Origin of the sequence: Pseudomaricurvus sp. HS19 (assembly GCF_009857815.1) — a bacterium.
Classification (GTDB): domain Bacteria; phylum Pseudomonadota; class Gammaproteobacteria; order Pseudomonadales; family Cellvibrionaceae; genus Pseudomaricurvus.
Window position 1 is genome coordinate 918,427 of sequence record NZ_WVVW01000001.1, and the last position, 16,185, is coordinate 934,611.

A 16,185-nucleotide genomic window follows, 5' to 3' on the forward strand; every position below is an offset into this window, starting at 1 on the left:
AAAAAGCCCTTATTTTATTTTAATTATTGAGCCAGTCAGCGATCTGCTCGGCGTAATAGGTAATAATAAGATCACACCCGGCGCGTTTAAACGCCATCATGGTCTCCATCACAATCGCCTGCTCATCAATCACACCGGCATTGGCGGCGGCCTTGATCATGGCGTACTCACCACTGACGTGATAGACCGCCAATGGCCGCTCACTGTTTGCACGAATAGCGGCTATCACATCCAGGTAGGCGATGCCCGGCTTCACCATCAGGATATCGGCACCCTCAATTTCATCCAGCATGGATTCTGCCAGTGCTTCGCGACTGTTGGCCGGATCCATTTGATAAGTGGCACGGGTACCCTTGAAGGTGCTGTCCACAGCGTCACGGAAAGGCCCGTAAAACGCCGACGCAAATTTGGTGGAATAAGACATCACCGGAATGTGGCTGTAGCCAGCCTCGTCCAGCGCCTCCCGTATCGCCGCCACCATGCCATCAATCATGGTGGACGGTGCGATCATATCAACGCCGGCCTGCGCCGCCACTACCGCTTGTTTCTGCAGGTTGGCCAAGGTCGGATCATTGTCCACGTCCAGTCCCTCGTGGGAACCTTCACAGAGCACGCCGCAGTGGCCGTGATCGGTGTATTCGCAGAAACAGTTGTCACTGATCACCACCATCTCCGGCTGCGCCTGTTTGGCACTGCGGATACAGCGGGCCATAAGACCGTTTTCATCCCAGGTATCGGAGCCAACATTGTCCTTATGGGTGGAAACACCAAATAACAGTACTGCCTTGATGCCCTTGCTCCATGCTCGCTGCACCACCTCTGCCAGCTGGCTCTCGGGGTAGCGCACCACCCCGGGCATGCTGGGAATGGCCACGGGCGCGCTGATATCCTCTTCCACAAACAGCGGCAGTATCAGGTCGTCAGTACTGATGTGATGCTGACGCACAAGGCTGCGCAGGGTGGAGGTGCGACGCAGACGACGGAAACGAAATTCAGGGGTTACAGTCACGCTCAATCCTCCCAGCTATCGATGACTTCCCGGGCAGCGCGCATGGCCTCCAGCGCCGCCGGGAAACCACAGTAGGCCGTGGCCTGCAGGATAACCGCGCGAATCTCTTCCTTGCTGGCGCCGTTGCGCAGGGCACCGCGCACATGTCCCTTGAGTTCGTTCGGCGCCTTCAGCGCTATCAGCATGGCGATGGTCACCAGGCTGCGGGTCGCTCGGGGCAGGTCGTCACGGGTCCAGGGACCGCCCCAGGCATTTTCCATCACCAGATCCTGCAGTGGCTGGTCAAATTCGCTGGCGTTGCCGAGGGCACGATCCACAAACTCATCCCCCATGACGGCGCGACGAATGGCCTCACCCTGCTGACGATCCTCAATACTCATCTGTGCTGACCTCTCTCTGTGCTTCAGGCGGGAAATGCGGGTTGGTGACTAGTTATTCCCGGCGCCACTTCGTTCCGTCCCGCGAATCTTCCAGCTCCACACCTTGGGCTTTCAGCTCTGCGCGAATTTCATCGGCGCGGGCAAAGTTTTTGTCCTTTTTCGCCTGTACACGCTCGGCAATCAGGGCCTCTACCTCGTCGGCAGAAATCTGGTCGCCGGCCCCACCGGTAAACCACTGCTCCGGATCCTGCTGCAATAATCCCAGTAATTCACCGGCTTTCAGCAGCAGTGACTTCAGCTGTGGCTTATCTGCATCATCTGCCTTGTTCAGTTCACGGGCGATCTGGCGCAACTCGGCCAGGGCGATGGGCGTATTCAGGTCGTCCAGCAACGCCGCATAAAAAGCGGTGCCTTTGATATCCACGTCGATCGTTGGCTCTTCAGCCGCGTCGCGCAGCGCACTGTAGAAACTGTCGAGACGGGCCTTGGTCTCTTCCAGCAGGTCAACGGAAAAGTCCATCTCGGAGCGGTACTGGGCAGACAGCAACGCACAGCGTATGACTTCGCCACGGTACTGACTCAACAACTCACGCACCGTGCGGAAATTGCCCAGCGACTTGGACATCTTCTCGCCGTCGATATTGATGTAGCCGTTGTGCATCCAGTAACGCACATACTGTTTGCCGTCGTGAGCACAGCAGGATTGCGCCACTTCGTTCTCGTGGTGCGGAAAAATCAGGTCGCGACCGCCACCATGAATGTCGATGGTCTCACCCAGGTGGGTCTCGATCATGGCACTGCACTCCAGGTGCCAGCCCGGACGTCCGTAGCCCCAGGGGCTGTCCCAACCCGGCTCATTCTCGCTGGACGGTTTCCACAGCACGAAGTCACCGGCGTATTTCTTGTAAGGCGCCACTTCCACCCGGGCGCCGTCCAGCATGTCTTCAAGCGAGCGATTTGAGAGCTTGCCGTAGTTCTCCATGGACTGTACGGCGAACAGCACATGCCCCTCTGCCTCGTAGGCGTGGCCCTTGTCGATCAATCGCTGCACCATATCGATCATTTGCGGTACATGCTCGGTGGCATAGGGCACAACCGTTGGCGGCAGGTTGTTAAGCTGGGCCATATCGGCTTCGAATTCGGCCGCATAACGCTGCGCCAGCGCCGAGATGGGCTCACCGTTCTCGGCCGCGGCCTTCATGATCTTGTCGTCGATGTCGGTGATGTTGCGGGCGTAGGTCACCTGATCGAATTCGCTCTGCAACACGCGGAACAGGGTGTCGAACACCACCACCGGACGGGCGTTGCCGATGTGTACCAGGTTGTAGACTGTTGGCCCGCAGACATACATCTTCACCTGCCCTGGCACCAGCGGCTCAAAGATCTCTTTCTTGCGGGTTTGCGTGTTGTAAACGTAAAGCGTCATAGGGTTTTAGCAGCGCGCTGAAATGGAGGCAGTCTCTGCCGGGGCGCTGTCCTGTCTGTTACTGCGTAAATGTAAATAACGCCTCCCGCCATTAACAGGAGGCGCCCTGCCGGCATTAAACCTTATCGGACCAGCTATCTTTCAGGCCGATGGTGCGGTTAAACACCAGGGTAGAGCCGTTGCTGTACTGGGCATCAATACAGAAATAGCCTTCGCGCTCGAACTGATAGGCGTGCTCAGGCTGGGCGAACTGCAGGCCGATTTCGCCTTTGCACCCCTTCACTACCGTGAGCGACTCCGGATTGAGTGCATCAAGGAAGTTCTTGTCACCGGCATCCGGGGCCGGATCGTTAAAGAGGCGATCGTAGAGGCGCACTTCGCAATCCACATTCTCTGTCGCAGACACCCAATGGATCACGCCTCGCGGCTTGATATCCTCCGGCGGATTCTCACCCACCGTGCCCTCCACCAGTGTGGCGATGACTTCAACAATCTCACCGGCTTCGTTCTTGATCGACTCTTCCGCCTTGATGACATAGGCACCGCGCAGGCGCACGTAATCACCCAGTACCAGGCGCTTGAATTTCTTGCGCGACAGGCTGGTGTCTTCCGTAAAGTCGTCCTGCTCTATGAGGATCTCGCGGGTGAATGGCAGCTCCCGTTCACCCATCTCTTCACGGTTGGGATGCACCGGCTGCTTCATGGTCTGGGTTTCACCCGCGGGCATATTGCGGATGGTGACCTTGAGCGGGTTGATCACACACATGGCCCGCGGTGCGACGTTGTTAAGGTCGTCACGGACACAGTACTCCAGCTGCCCCACATCAATGGTGCTGCCGGATTTGGTGACACCAATCAGGTCACAGAAGTTACGCAGGGAAGCCGGCGTGTAGCCGCGGCGACGCATACCGGAGATAGTCGGCATACGCGGGTCGTCCCAACCGTCGACACGCTTCTCATCCACCAGCTGCTTCAGCTTGCGCTTGGAGGTAACGGTATAGTTCAGCTCCAGGCGCGCGAATTCGTACTGCCGCGGTACCATGGGCACCGGCAGATTGTTCAGCAGCCACTCGTACAGCGGGCGGTGGTCGGCAAACTCCAGGGTACAGATGGAGTGGGTCACGCCCTCGATGGCGTCCTCCTGACCGTGGGCGAAATCGTAGGACGGGTAGATGCACCACTTGTCGCCGGTCTGGTGATGCGACACCTTGCGAATCCGGTAGAGAATCGGGTCGCGCATGTTCATGTTGGGGCTGGCCATATCGATTTTCGCGCGCAGCACACAGGCGCCTTCATCGAACTCACCGGCACGCATTTTTTCGAAATCCGCCAGGTTCTCTTCCACCGGACGATCACGCCAGGGGCTGGGTTTGCCCGGCTGGGTCGCCCAGCCACGGTATTCTTTGGCCTGCTCGGCAGTCAGGTGACAGACATAGGCATTGCCCTCACGGATCAGGTGCAGGGCCCACTCATAGAACTGGTCGAAGTAGTCGGAGGCGTAGCGAACCTCTCCCGGCCAGCGAAAACCAAGCCAGGCCACATCGCGTTTGATGGACTCGACATACTCGAGCTCTTCCTTGGCAGGGTTGGTATCGTCGAAACGCAGGTTGCACTCACCACCGAACTTTTCGGCCAAGCCAAAGTTGAGGCAGATGGACTTGGCGTGGCCGATATGCAGGTAGCCATTGGGCTCGGGCGGAAACCGGGTGATCAACTTGGTTGTGGTGCCCGAATCGATATCCTGCTTGATGATCTGTTCGAGAAAATTTAATGGCTTGCTGTTCGCGTCGCTCATGGGGTTCTGGTAATTCCTTACTGCGCCGGCAACCGGGCAAATTGTTCAAAAATCAGGCAATCGAGACCTGCCCCACCACGTGGGGAAATCGTGTATTATAGCCACCTCGCGGTGCTCTAAGCACCCACCCGCTAAAGATTTTTTGCCCTGCAGCACACAGTTGCAGGGCACCAAACAGGAGCCACCGATGATTACTCTGCACACCAATTTTGGCGATATCGTACTGGAGCTGGATTTCGACAAGGCACCAAAGACCGCCGCCAACTTCAAGCAGTACGCCGAAGACGGTTTTTACGAAGGCACCATTTTTCACCGGGTTATTGACGGCTTCATGATTCAGGGCGGCGGTTTCAGCGCCGACATGAGCCAGAAGAAGACCCGCGACGCCATCGAGAACGAAGCGGACAACGGCCTCAAGAACGATTGCTACACCATCGCCATGGCCCGCACCATGGATCCCCACAGTGCCACTGCACAGTTTTTCATCAACGTGAAAGACAACGGCTTCCTCAACCATTCCGGCAAAAACAGCCAGGGCTGGGGCTACTGTGTATTCGGCAAGGTCACTGCCGGCACCGATGTAGTAGACCAGATCAAGGGCGTTAAAACCGGCATGGCTGCCGGCCACCAGGACGTACCGGTAGTGCCGGTAGTGATCGAAAAGGTCACCGTGGCCTGATAGCGCCCCCGGGACCCCGGCCAGCCCGGGGTCTCACAACCCCTCTCCCCCGACTCTCACCCTGCCATCCGAAGCGCGCCCATGACCACCCTGTTTATCTCCGACCTGCACCTGCAACCGGAACGTGAAGACATCACCCTGGCCTTCGAAGGCTTTATGCAGCGGGAAGCGTTGGCAGCCGATGCCCTCTATATCCTCGGGGACTTCTTTGAGGTCTGGGTCGGCGACGATGACGATGCCCCCTTTAACCAGCGCATTGCCGATGCCCTCACCGCTTTCAGCAGCAGCGGCCGGGCGCTGTACCTGATGTCCGGCAACCGCGATTTTCTGATGGGAGAAGGCTGGGCACAGCGCTGCGGCGCCACCTTGCTGGGTGAAACCGAAACCATCAGCCTGCAAGGAACCGACACCCTGCTGCTGCATGGCGACAGCCTCTGCACCCGTGACGAACCCTATATGGCCTTTCGCCAGATGGCCCGCTCACCAGCGTGGCAGGCAGAGCTGCTGAGCAAAAGCCTGGAGGAGCGGCGCATGATCGCCCGCCAGCTGCGACAGCAGAGCAAAAGCATGAGCAGCATGAAAGCCGAAGACATCATGGACGTCACCCCGGAAGAGGTGGTGACACTGCTGGAGCAGAACCAGTGCCAGCGCATGATTCACGGCCACACCCACCGCCCTGCGCGCCACCCCCTGCAGGCCAATCATGCCAGTGCAGAGCGTATCGTTTTGGGAGACTGGGACACCCACGGCTGGTGGTTGCAGGCTGACAACGACGGCAGCCTGCAGCTGCTGAACAAGCCCCTGGCCGAACTGCAGGGCTGACGCCGGTGTCCCTCACCTTTGACACCACCTTCACCTTTGACAGCATAGGTGTGGTGCACAGCCCCTACCGGGAGAAGTTCGCCATCCCCCGGCAACCGGGCCTGGTCACTGCCGACCAGGGCTATATTGAACTCAGCGGCCCCTGCAATCGCGAAGAGATCCTGAGGGGCCTTGAGGCGTTCAGCCACGCCTGGATCCTGTTTGTGTTCCACGAAGCCATGCGCGAACAGTGGAAGCCCATGGCCCGCCCGCCGCGCCTCGGCGGCAACCAGAAGGTTGGCGTGTTTGCCTCGCGCAGCCCCTTTCGCCCCAACCCCATTGGCCAGTCCGTGGTAAAACTGGAAGGCATCCGGGCTCACAGCGGTCAGTGGCGGGTGCACTTCAGCGGCGGCGACCTGCTGCACGGCACGCCGGTACTGGATATCAAGCCTTACCTGCCCTACGCCGATGCCATTGCCGACGCCAATGGCGCCTATGCACCGGACAAACCCGGGGCAGACCGGCCTGTGCGCTTCAGCGAAGCCGCCTCGGCATCACTGGCCCGCCTCGAAACGGAATACCCGGCACTGCAGTTGCTGATTGAGCAAGTGATTGCGCAACAACCACAACCCGCCTATCACCGGCAGGACGAAGCAAAAATCTACGGTATGATGCTTTACGACCTCAACATTCGCTGGCAACAGAGTCTGCAGGATGCGTGCGTGATAACAGTAGAAAAACAGCGCTGAGTAACCGACCGTGGAAATCCGACCCTCAATTCGCCGGGCCATCACCCTGCTGCGCACCGGAGCTGCCCTGGCAATCCTGGTGATAAGCGCCGCCGCCAGCGGTAGTCCGCAGGAACCCGCTGATACCACCCCGGCAAGATTGGTTTTCAGCTGCCCGATACCCGCAAGCAGCGAATCCGCACTGGTGATTACCAGCCTCTATCAGGCGGTGTTTGACAAACTACATATCGAGTTCAAGCTGCTGCCGGTCCCGACGCTGCGGGAGTCCGTGGAGCTGGAAAAAGGGACTTACGATGGCTCTTGCGGCCGCACCGAGTCTTTTCTGCTGAACAACAACCCCCACTACGTGCGACTGGCGCACCCCATCACCTACTTTTCCCTGACATTCTTTTCCACCCGTCCGATCAGCAGCTTCCATAGAATCAGCGACCTGCCGCCGGGCAGCCGGGTGCTCTATACCACCGGCTCACTGGCCATCGAAAATCAACTGCGGGCCATGGAGCAGGTTGAACTGATACCTGCGAAATCCACGGAGAGCGCTTTCCGCATGCTGGCAGCGGATCGTGCCGACTTTTTTATCACCGGCCACCGGCGCCCCCGCAGCCACCAGGACGAAGAGCTGGCCCGCTACCGGCACCCGGGTATCCACAGGGACTTTTACAGCCTGTTCAAATGGAACTACCAGGGGTTATACCCCTACCTCCACAAGCGTCACCTGCACCTGAAGCCGGCACTGGAAGCAGAGCTTGAACGCCAGCTACAGCACTACCCCGACGGCCAGCTGGGCCTGCCGGAACACGACTGAGCGCAACCTCAGCCCTCAAGTGCGCTGATGGCAGCCGCAATAGCAAGAGTGCGGCGCGCCTCTTCCACGTGCAGCACTTCCACCAACTTGCCATCGGCCACAGCAACGCCCTTACCGGCGGCTTCAGCCTCTTCAAACGCCTGAATCATACGCCGCGCCCGCCCAACCTCTTCGCCATCAGGACCAAAGGTCTGGTTAGCGGCCTCAATCTGTCGAGGGTGAATCAGCGATTTGCCATCAAAGCCCAGGCTGCGTCCCTGCGCACAAATCTGCCGCAGACCTTCCTCGTCATCCAGTGAGAGATGCACACCATCAATCGCGTCCAGGCCGTTCTGGCGTGCGGCCAGCACACAACGGCTGAGGCTGTAGATAAAACCGATGCGGTCCGGGGTATGGGGTACTCGCAACTCCTTGGCCAGATCGGAGGTTCCCATCAGCAGCAGCTGCAGCCGCGGGTGAGCGGCGGCAATAGCCTCCACATTACTCACCCCCTTCGGGGTTTCAATCATGGCCCAGACACCCACATGGTCCGCCGCACCAAACTCCTCCAGCCAATCCACAACCTGCTGCACCTGGCTGGCGCTCTCGACCTTGGGAATACAGACTGCATCCAGGGGCAACCCGGCCACGGCATGGGCATCATCCATCGCCCAGGGGGTATCCAGGCCGTTGATACGCACCACCAGCTCACGCTTGCCAAATCCGCCAGCCTGCAGCGCTGCAACGACCTGCGCCCGGGCACTCTCTTTCTGGTCGGGACTGACCGCATCCTCCAGATCCAGCACCAGCGCATCGGCGGGCAGGGTTTTGGCTTTCTCCATGGCGCGGCTGTTGGCACCGGGCATGTACAGCACGGAACGGCGTGGGCGTAAGGACATATCCCCTCTCTCCTGAAATGTGATTCCTGAAATGTGACCACCCGCCATTGCCGGCGCGGCGGAATGAAATTCGGTTATGGCAGTACACCGCGGCTCAGACGGCGGCCTCTTCCGGCGCAACCCTGTCACCAACCGGCACACCGGAGTGAAAGCGAAACAGCGGGTCCGGAGATACGATAGTTTCCTGCTCCAGTGCCAGGAAGTGATCTACCCGGCCACTGATATCCTCATCGCTGTAGCGTTCGGCCAGGGTCAGGTAGTCGCGAAAGTGGCGCGCTTCGGACTTGAGTAGCGACAGATAGAACTTGGCCAGTTCCCGATCCACCCTGGGGGCCAGTGCCGCGAAGCGCTCACAGGAGCGGGCCTCAATAATGCTGCCCACAATCAGCGTATCCACCAGGTTTTCGCGCTGCTCCCGGCGGATATGTTTCGCCAGGTGGGCGGCGTAACGACTGGCCTTCAGCGCACGGTACTCGATACCGCGGCGTTTGAGGATCTTGAGAACGTTCTCGAAGTGCACCAGCTCTTCCCGCGCCAGCCGGCTCATTTTATTGAGCAGGTCCACTTTGGTCGGGTTTTTGGACATCAGGGTCATGGCCGACTGGGCGGCTTTCATTTCGTTGGCAGCGTGATCCAGCAGCACAATTTCCAGCTCTTGTGGCGCACGCTCCAGCCAGGCATCAGGCGTCACACACGGCAGGTAGTCGAGGATCGGGTCAATATTTACTTCAGACATTAACTTTGGCGCCCAGGGCTATGAAATATAACGGATTCTTTAAGACCTTCCTGCCAATTCAGGCGTCGTCTTCCGGGACCATGGAGAAGTAGCGATCGTAGTGTGCGCTGGAGAGGACATAAAAATCCTGATCGATCTCCGCCTTGATCTGCGCCAGGGGCACCCCCTGCCATTGACGCTGGTAGGCCAGCCCGTAGACCGACAGATCCTGGATCTGGCTGGCGCCGGCCTTGAGCAGGTCGAAAACCCAGCAGTAAGGATCCTGCTCCTCGCGGAACCCGATCTGCTGGTGTCGCATTGACGCCAGCAGCTGCCCCCGATCCACAATCTGCAATTTATTGCTCACCACCTGCACCAGGAAACCTTCCAGGCGCCGGGCGATCAGCCGCTTTTGCTCCTGGGTGTAGCCATTCCAGTGAATGACCTCATGGGCAAATCGCTTGCAGCCGCGGCAGACCTGGTCTCCGATGCCGGTGCTGCAGATACCGACGCAAGGGGTTTTTACCCGCTCAAACACTGCCAATCACTCCCCTGTCGGCCCGCCAAAAGCGTGAATTATAGGCATGTTGCCCCGCCCTTTCGAGCCGTTTTGCCGCTTCGCCGGGGGATAACCCACCGCACCGGACGAGACTGCTGCGCCACCCCGGAAACAGCAAACGTACAATCAGGCCGTTTTATATACATCACCACAACTATTCACCAGGTTTATAGTGAATATAAGTAGCAAAATTTCACACTTTGTTAACTCCTAACGGGGTTTGCGGTACAATTCGGCCACTTTTTTCAGGTGGTTTTTGTAATAAATTTACAGAAAATCGTCGGTAAGGAGGGGGCCCCACAGCGAACAACAGCGCTGCCAACACCGATCCGATACTGGACACTGTATGGATCCTCGCCGCAAGACAACCCTGGCGGGTATCCAAAGACACACAGGAATCAACCGTGCTAGACGCCTTCAGGAGGTTTGAATGAGCTTATATTCAGAGTATTTGGATGAAATCGCCACCCGTAAAAAGGATCTGGGGTTGAATCCCAAGCCAATCGACAGCGCTGAACTGCTGTCAGAGATCATTGCCCAGATCAAAGACAGCGGCAATGAGCACCGTGAAGACTCCCTGAAGTTCTTCATCTACAACACCCTCCCCGGCACTACCCCTGCCGCCGGCGTCAAAGCCAAGTTCCTGAAAGAGATCATTCTCGGCGAAACATCTGTCGCAGAAATCACCCCTGAGTTCGCCTTCGAGCTGCTGTCGCACATGAAGGGTGGTCCTTCTATCGAAGTGCTGCTGGACCTGGCCCTGTCTGCCGATGCAGCCGTTGCCAAGCCGGCTGCCGAGGTGCTGAAGACCCAGGTATTCCTCTACGAAGCCGATACAGCTCGCCTGGTAGCCGCCCTCAAGGAAGGCAACGCTATCGCCAAAGAGATCCTGGAAAGCTACGCCAAGGCAGAATTCTTCACCAAGCTGCCTGACGTTGCGGAAAAAATTGAAGTGGTTACCTATATCGCCGGTGAAGGTGATATCTCTACCGACCTGCTGTCTCCCGGTAACCAGGCTCACTCCCGTGCCGACCGTGAGCTGCACGGCCAGTGCATGATCACCCCGGAAGCCCAACAGGAAATCGTTGCGCTGCAGAAGCAGCACCCTAACGCCAAAGTCATGCTGATTGCCGAGAAAGGCACCATGGGCGTTGGCTCTTCCCGTATGTCCGGTGTGAACAACGTCGCCCTGTGGGCCGGCAAGCAAGCCAGCCCCTATGTGCCTTTCGTTAACATCGCGCCAGTGGTTGCGGGCACCAACGGTATCGCACCAATCTTCCTGACCACCGTTGACGTGACCGGCGGTATCGGCCTGGATCTGAAAAACTGGGTCAAGAAAGTGGACGCCGACGGCAACACCGTGACCGACGCCAACGGCGACCCTGTACTGGAAGAGGCCTACTCCGTAGCCACTGGTACTGTCCTGACCATCGATACCAAAGCCAAGAAGCTGTACAACGGTGACAAAGAGCTGGTGGACGTGTCCGGCGCTTTCACTGCTCCCAAAATGGAGTTCATGAAAGCCGGCGGTTCCTACGCCGTTGTGTTCGGCAAGAAGCTGCAGACCCTGGCTGCCGAAGCACTGGGTATCGAAGCTCCACAGGTGTACGCACCATCCAAGGAAATTTCCCACGAAGGCCAGGGCCTGACTGCTGTTGAGAAAATCTTCAACCGCAACGCTGTGGGTGTTACCTCCAAGACCCCGCTGCACGCCGGCTCCAACGTTCGCGTCAAGGTGAACATTGTCGGTTCCCAGGACACCACTGGTCCTATGACCGCCCAGGAGCTGGAGGCGATGGCCGCTTCTGTGATCTCCCCAAGCGTTGACGGTGCCTACCAGTCCGGTTGTCACACTGCGTCTGTGTGGGACTCCAAGGCCAAGGCCAACATTCCCAAGCTGATGTCCTTCATGAACAACTTCGGCCTGATCACCGCCCGTGATCCCAAGGGTGTTTACCCGGCCATGACCGACGTTATTCACAAGGTGCTGAACGACATTACCGTTGACGATCGCGCCATCATCATCGGCGGTGACTCCCACACCCGTATGTCCAAGGGTGTTGCCTTCGGTGCTGACTCCGGTACTGTTGCCATCGCTCTTGCGACCGGCGAATCTGCCATGCCAATCCCCGAGTCTGTGAAGGTGACCTTCAAGGGCCACATGAAGCCCTACATGGACTTCCGCGATGTGGTACACGCCACCCAGGCGCAGATGCTGAAGCAGTTCAACGGCGAAAACGTGTTCCAGGGCCGCATCATCGAAGTGCAGATCGGCACCCTGATGGCCGACCAGGCTTTCACCTTCACCGACTGGACTGCAGAAATGAAGGCCAAGGCCTCTATCTGTATCTCTGACGATGAAACCATGATCAAGTCCCTGGAGCTGGCCAAGTCCCGCATCCAGATCATGATCGACAAGGGCATGGAAAACCGCGACAAGATGCTGCAGCGCCTGATCGACCTGGCTGACAAGCGTATCGCTGAAATCCAGTCCGGCGAGCAGCCTGCCCTGGCTCCGGACAACAACGCCAAGTACTACGCAGAAGTGGTTGTCGACCTGGACCAGATCGACGAGCCAATGATCGCCGACCCGGACGTTAACAACGACGACGTCTCCAAGCGTTACACCCACGACACCATCCGCCCGGTTTCCTACTACGGCGGCAACAAGAAGGTTGACCTGGGCTTCGTCGGTTCCTGTATGGTTCACAAGGGCGACATGCAGATCATCGCCCAGATGCTGCGCAACCTGGAGAAGAAAGGCGAAATCACCTTTAAAGCTCCACTGGTTGTAGCACCACCAACCTACAACATCGTTGACGAGCTGAAAGCCGAAGGCGACTGGGCCCTGCTGCAGAAGTACGCTGGCTTCGAATTTGACGACAAAGACCCCAAGGGCGCTGCTCGCACCAAATACGAAAACATCCTGTACCTGGAGCGCCCCGGCTGTAACCTCTGCATGGGTAACCAGGAGAAAGCCGAGCCCGGTGATACCGTACTGGCCACCTCTACCCGTCTGTTCCAGGGCCGCGTAGTGGCTGACACCGCCGAGAAGAAAGGTGAATCCCTGCTGGGCTCCACCCCTCTGGTTGTGCTGTCCACTATCCTGGGCCGTACACCGACTATCGAGGAGTACAAGGAAGCGGTTGAGGGTATTAACCTGACTGACTTCGCGCCACCGTCTGCTGACCTGAGTGTAGAAGCCCAGCCCATCAGGATTGTTGGCTAAGTTCAGCGGCAATCAGCCTTGCGCTGACTGGCATTAAGCTGACTAAAAAGCCCCGCAGGCCAAACCTGCGGGGCTTTTTTTCGTCCTGCGCTTGTGCCGGACGCTTCGCCTCATCCTCATCGGCGCCCTCTGCAGCCCCATAGCGGCCAGGGCTTGCCGCGCACCTCTTACTCGATCATTTCCAGCAGCTGCTATATTTACCTGACCCAAACTCATCTTGTGGCGGTCGGCCGGTGCCTGTCGCCAACCCACTTTGAGGATAACACCGTGCTTGAAGCCTACCGTCAACACGTAGCAGAACGTGCCGCCGACAACATCCCACCCAAACCGCTGACCCCCGAGCAGGTCGCCGACCTGGTAGAGCTGCTGAAGAGCCCTCCCGCCGGCGAAGGTGAGTACCTGCTGGATCTGATCAGTACTCGCGTTCCTCCCGGTGTTGACGAAGCGGCCTACGTGAAAGCCGGATTCCTGACCGCCATCGTCAAGGGCGAAGCCAGTTCTCCCCTGATTAGCAGACAAGATGCCATCAAGCTGCTGGGTAATATGCACGGCGGTTACAACATCGAGACCCTGGTTGCCGCCCTGGACTGTTCCGAGCTGGGCGCTCTGGCCGCTGAAGAGCTGAAACACACCCTGCTGATGTTCGACGCCTTCCACGATGTGGAAGAGAAAGCCAAATCCGGTAATGAAAACGCCAAAGCTGTCATGCAGTCATGGGCCGACGCCGAATGGTTTACCAAGCGTGACAAGGTGGCCGAGAGCATCAGGATGAGCGTCTTCAAGGTCACCGGCGAGATTAACACCGACGACCTGTCCCCTGCCCCTGATGCCTGGAGCCGTCCCGACATACCCCTGCACGCCCGCGCGGCGTTCAAGATGACCCGTGAGGGCCTGACTCCGGAAGAACACGGCGTCACCGGTCCCATGGCCCAGATTGAGGAAGTAAAAAGCAGCGGCTTGCCGGTTGCTTTCGTCGGTGACGTTGTGGGTACCGGCTCTTCCCGCAAGTCCGCCACCAACTCGGTACTGTGGTTTTTCGGCGATGACATTCCCGGGGTGCCCAACAAACGTGGTGGCGGCGTCTGTATCGGCGGCAAGGTAGCCCCTATTTTCTACAACACCATGGAAGATGCCGGCGCGCTGGTTTTCGAAGCCCCGGTTGATGAACTGAACATGGGCGACGTGATCGAGATCCGCCCCTATGAGGGCAAGATTCTGGCGGAAGACGGTTCCCTGCTGTCCGAATTTGGGCTGAAGTCCGAAGTACTGCTGGATGAAGTGCAGGCCGGCGGCCGCATCAACCTGATCATCGGTCGCGGCCTCACCACCAAGGCCCGCGAATCCCTCGGCCTGCCCCCTTCCACCCTCTTCCGTACCCCCGAAGCGCCTGCCGACTCAGGCAAAGGCTTCTCCCTGGCTCAAAAGATGGTTGGTCGCGCCTGTGGGCTGCCAGAAGGCCAGGGCATCCGCCCCGGCACCTACTGCGAACCCAAAATGACCACCGTAGGCTCACAGGACACCACTGGCCCCATGACGCGGGACGAGCTGAAGGACCTGGCCTGCCTGGGCTTCTCTGCCGATCTCACCATGCAGTCTTTCTGTCACACTGCCGCCTATCCCAAGCCGGTGGACATCGACACCCAGCACACCCTGCCCGACTTTATTATGACCCGTGGAGGTGTATCCCTGCGCCCCGGTGACGGCATCATCCACTCCTGGCTGAACCGCATGCTGCTACCAGACACCGTCGGCACCGGTGGTGACTCCCACACCCGTTTCCCCATGGGTATCTCCTTCCCGGCCGGTTCCGGCCTGGTGGCCTTTGCCGCCGCAACCGGGGTTATGCCGCTGGATATGCCAGAGTCTGTACTGGTGCGCTTCAAGGGTAAAATGCAGCCGGGCATCACCCTGCGCGACCTGGTACATGCCATCCCTTACTATGCCATTCAGCAGGGTCTGCTAACGGTTGAGAAGAAAGGCAAAAAGAACATCTTCTCTGGTCGCATACTCGAAATCGAGGGACTGGAGCACCTCACCGCCGAGCAGGCATTCGAGCTGTCTGATGCCTCGGCCGAGCGCTCGGCTGCCGGCTGTACAATCAATCTCTCCGAAGCTTCTGTGGCCGAATACCTGCGCTCCAACATCACCCTGCTACGCTCCATGATCGCTGACGGCTATGGTGACCCACGCACGCTTGAACGCCGCGCCCGCAAGATGGAAGATTGGCTGGCCAACCCAAGCCTGATGAGCGCCGATACCGATGCCGAGTACGCTGCCGTTATCGAAATCGATCTCGCCGAAGTCAATGAGCCTGTGGTTTGTTGCCCGAACGATCCCGATGACGCCAAGCGGCTGTCTGACGTGGCCGGCGACAAGGTGGACGAGGTATTCATCGGCTCGTGCATGACCAATATCGGCCACTTCCGTGCAGCGGGCAAACTGCTGGAGCAACACAAAGGGGGTATTACTACCCGCCTGTGGCTGTCCCCACCCACCAAAATGGATGAACACCAACTGATGGAAGAGGGCTACTACAACATCTTTGGTCGTGCCGGCGCCCGCATGGAGATGCCAGGCTGCTCCCTGTGTATGGGTAACCAGGCTCGCGTCGCTCCCAACAGCACCGTGCTGTCCACCTCCACCCGCAACTTCCCCAATCGCCTGGGCGATGGCGCCAACGTGTACCTGACCTCTGCCGAACTGGCCGCTGTGGGGGCGATTCTGGGCAAACTGCCAACCCCGGCAGAGTACATGGAATACGCCAACAACCTGGATTCCATGTCCAGCGAGATCTACCGCTACCTGAACTTCGACCAGATCGCCGAATTCCAGGCCAAACACGATGAAGGCCAGAGGATTGCTGCTGTCCAGATCCAGGACGTCGCGGTTTAATGACCCATCAGCGGTGGGCACCGTAGTGGTGCCCACCGTGCCCCGCCCTGCGGCGCAGTAATACTCCCACCCGCTGACAAGCCTGCCCATTTGCGAGCCCGATACCCCTTCTCTGCACAGATTGCGAACCAGATCATCGGTCATTCATCGATTGGCGCGGCACTAATCTTTTTGCCTACTGTCTGAGCCCCTGTAAACGACTACAATGAGCGTATTGGGCCAGGCAAAAACCTTACGCTTTCAAGGAATTGCAACAGTCCACAGCGAT

Annotated in this window: 13 protein-coding genes; 6 read left to right on the plus strand and 7 right to left on the minus strand. The window is 58.6% G+C overall.

Annotated elements, in window-relative coordinates:
- Nucleotides 1-19 precede the first annotated feature (19 nt).
- The 4 genes from hemB to GSF27_RS04090 form a co-directional block, all read right to left on the minus strand.
- Nucleotides 20-1,009 (minus strand): porphobilinogen synthase, encoded by a 990-nt coding sequence (gene hemB / locus GSF27_RS04075; protein WP_370462557.1) that lies wholly within the window; start codon nt 1,007-1,009, stop codon nt 20-22.
- 2 nt (nt 1,010-1,011) lie between these two features.
- Nucleotides 1,012-1,389: a carboxymuconolactone decarboxylase family protein gene (locus GSF27_RS04080; RefSeq protein WP_160965965.1), complete on the minus strand. Its 378-nt coding sequence runs from the start codon at nt 1,387-1,389 to the stop codon at nt 1,012-1,014.
- Between the two features lie 52 nt (nt 1,390-1,441).
- Nucleotides 1,442-2,815: a cysteine--tRNA ligase gene (cysS, locus tag GSF27_RS04085; RefSeq protein WP_160965967.1), complete on the minus strand. Its 1,374-nt coding sequence runs from the start codon at nt 2,813-2,815 to the stop codon at nt 1,442-1,444.
- A 115-nt stretch (nt 2,816-2,930) separates the two neighbouring features.
- On the minus strand, nt 2,931-4,610 hold the full coding sequence (locus GSF27_RS04090; protein WP_160965969.1) for a glutamine--tRNA ligase/YqeY domain fusion protein: 1,680 nt from the start codon (nt 4,608-4,610) through the stop codon (nt 2,931-2,933).
- A gap of 187 nt (nt 4,611-4,797) precedes the next feature.
- Between GSF27_RS04090 and GSF27_RS04095 the strand changes: the two genes are divergently transcribed.
- From GSF27_RS04095 to GSF27_RS04110, 4 genes are all read left to right on the plus strand, one after another.
- Entirely contained in the window at nt 4,798-5,289 is a 492-nt protein-coding gene (locus GSF27_RS04095; protein WP_160965971.1) for a peptidylprolyl isomerase, read from the plus strand.
- Nucleotides 5,290-5,370: 81 nt separating this feature from the next.
- Entirely contained in the window at nt 5,371-6,111 is a 741-nt protein-coding gene (locus tag GSF27_RS04100) for a UDP-2,3-diacylglucosamine diphosphatase (protein WP_160965973.1), read from the plus strand.
- Nucleotides 6,112-6,116: 5 nt separating this feature from the next.
- Nucleotides 6,117-6,839 carry a tRNA (N6-threonylcarbamoyladenosine(37)-N6)-methyltransferase TrmO gene (tsaA, locus tag GSF27_RS04105; protein WP_160965975.1) on the plus strand — a complete coding sequence of 241 codons (723 nt, stop codon included), beginning with the start codon at nt 6,117-6,119 and terminating at the stop codon, nt 6,837-6,839.
- 10 nt (nt 6,840-6,849) lie between these two features.
- Complete coding sequence (locus GSF27_RS04110; RefSeq protein WP_160965977.1) at nt 6,850-7,644, plus strand: hypothetical protein; 795 nt, start codon at nt 6,850-6,852, stop codon at nt 7,642-7,644.
- A gap of 8 nt (nt 7,645-7,652) precedes the next feature.
- Here the strand turns inward: GSF27_RS04110 and GSF27_RS04115 are convergent, their stop codons facing one another.
- From GSF27_RS04115 to GSF27_RS04125, 3 genes are all read right to left on the minus strand, one after another.
- Nucleotides 7,653-8,522, minus strand: coding sequence for a CoA ester lyase (locus GSF27_RS04115; RefSeq protein ID WP_160965979.1), 870 nt, complete (start codon nt 8,520-8,522; stop codon nt 7,653-7,655).
- A gap of 94 nt (nt 8,523-8,616) precedes the next feature.
- Nucleotides 8,617-9,258: a tRNA-(ms[2]io[6]A)-hydroxylase gene (locus GSF27_RS04120; RefSeq protein ID WP_160965981.1), complete on the minus strand. Its 642-nt coding sequence runs from the start codon at nt 9,256-9,258 to the stop codon at nt 8,617-8,619.
- 58 nt (nt 9,259-9,316) lie between these two features.
- On the minus strand, nt 9,317-9,781 hold the full coding sequence (locus GSF27_RS04125; protein WP_160965983.1) for a DUF1289 domain-containing protein: 465 nt from the start codon (nt 9,779-9,781) through the stop codon (nt 9,317-9,319).
- Nucleotides 9,782-10,226: 445 nt separating this feature from the next.
- On the opposite strand from GSF27_RS04125, the gene GSF27_RS04130 reads away from it, so the two are divergent.
- Nucleotides 10,227-13,025, plus strand: a complete 2,799-nt coding sequence (locus GSF27_RS04130) for a bifunctional aconitate hydratase 2/2-methylisocitrate dehydratase (protein WP_160965985.1) — start codon at nt 10,227-10,229, stop codon at nt 13,023-13,025.
- Between the two features lie 267 nt (nt 13,026-13,292).
- Nucleotides 13,293-15,917: a bifunctional aconitate hydratase 2/2-methylisocitrate dehydratase gene (acnB, locus tag GSF27_RS04135; RefSeq protein WP_160965987.1), complete on the plus strand. Its 2,625-nt coding sequence runs from the start codon at nt 13,293-13,295 to the stop codon at nt 15,915-15,917.
- The last annotated feature ends 268 nt before the right edge of the window (nt 15,918-16,185 follow it).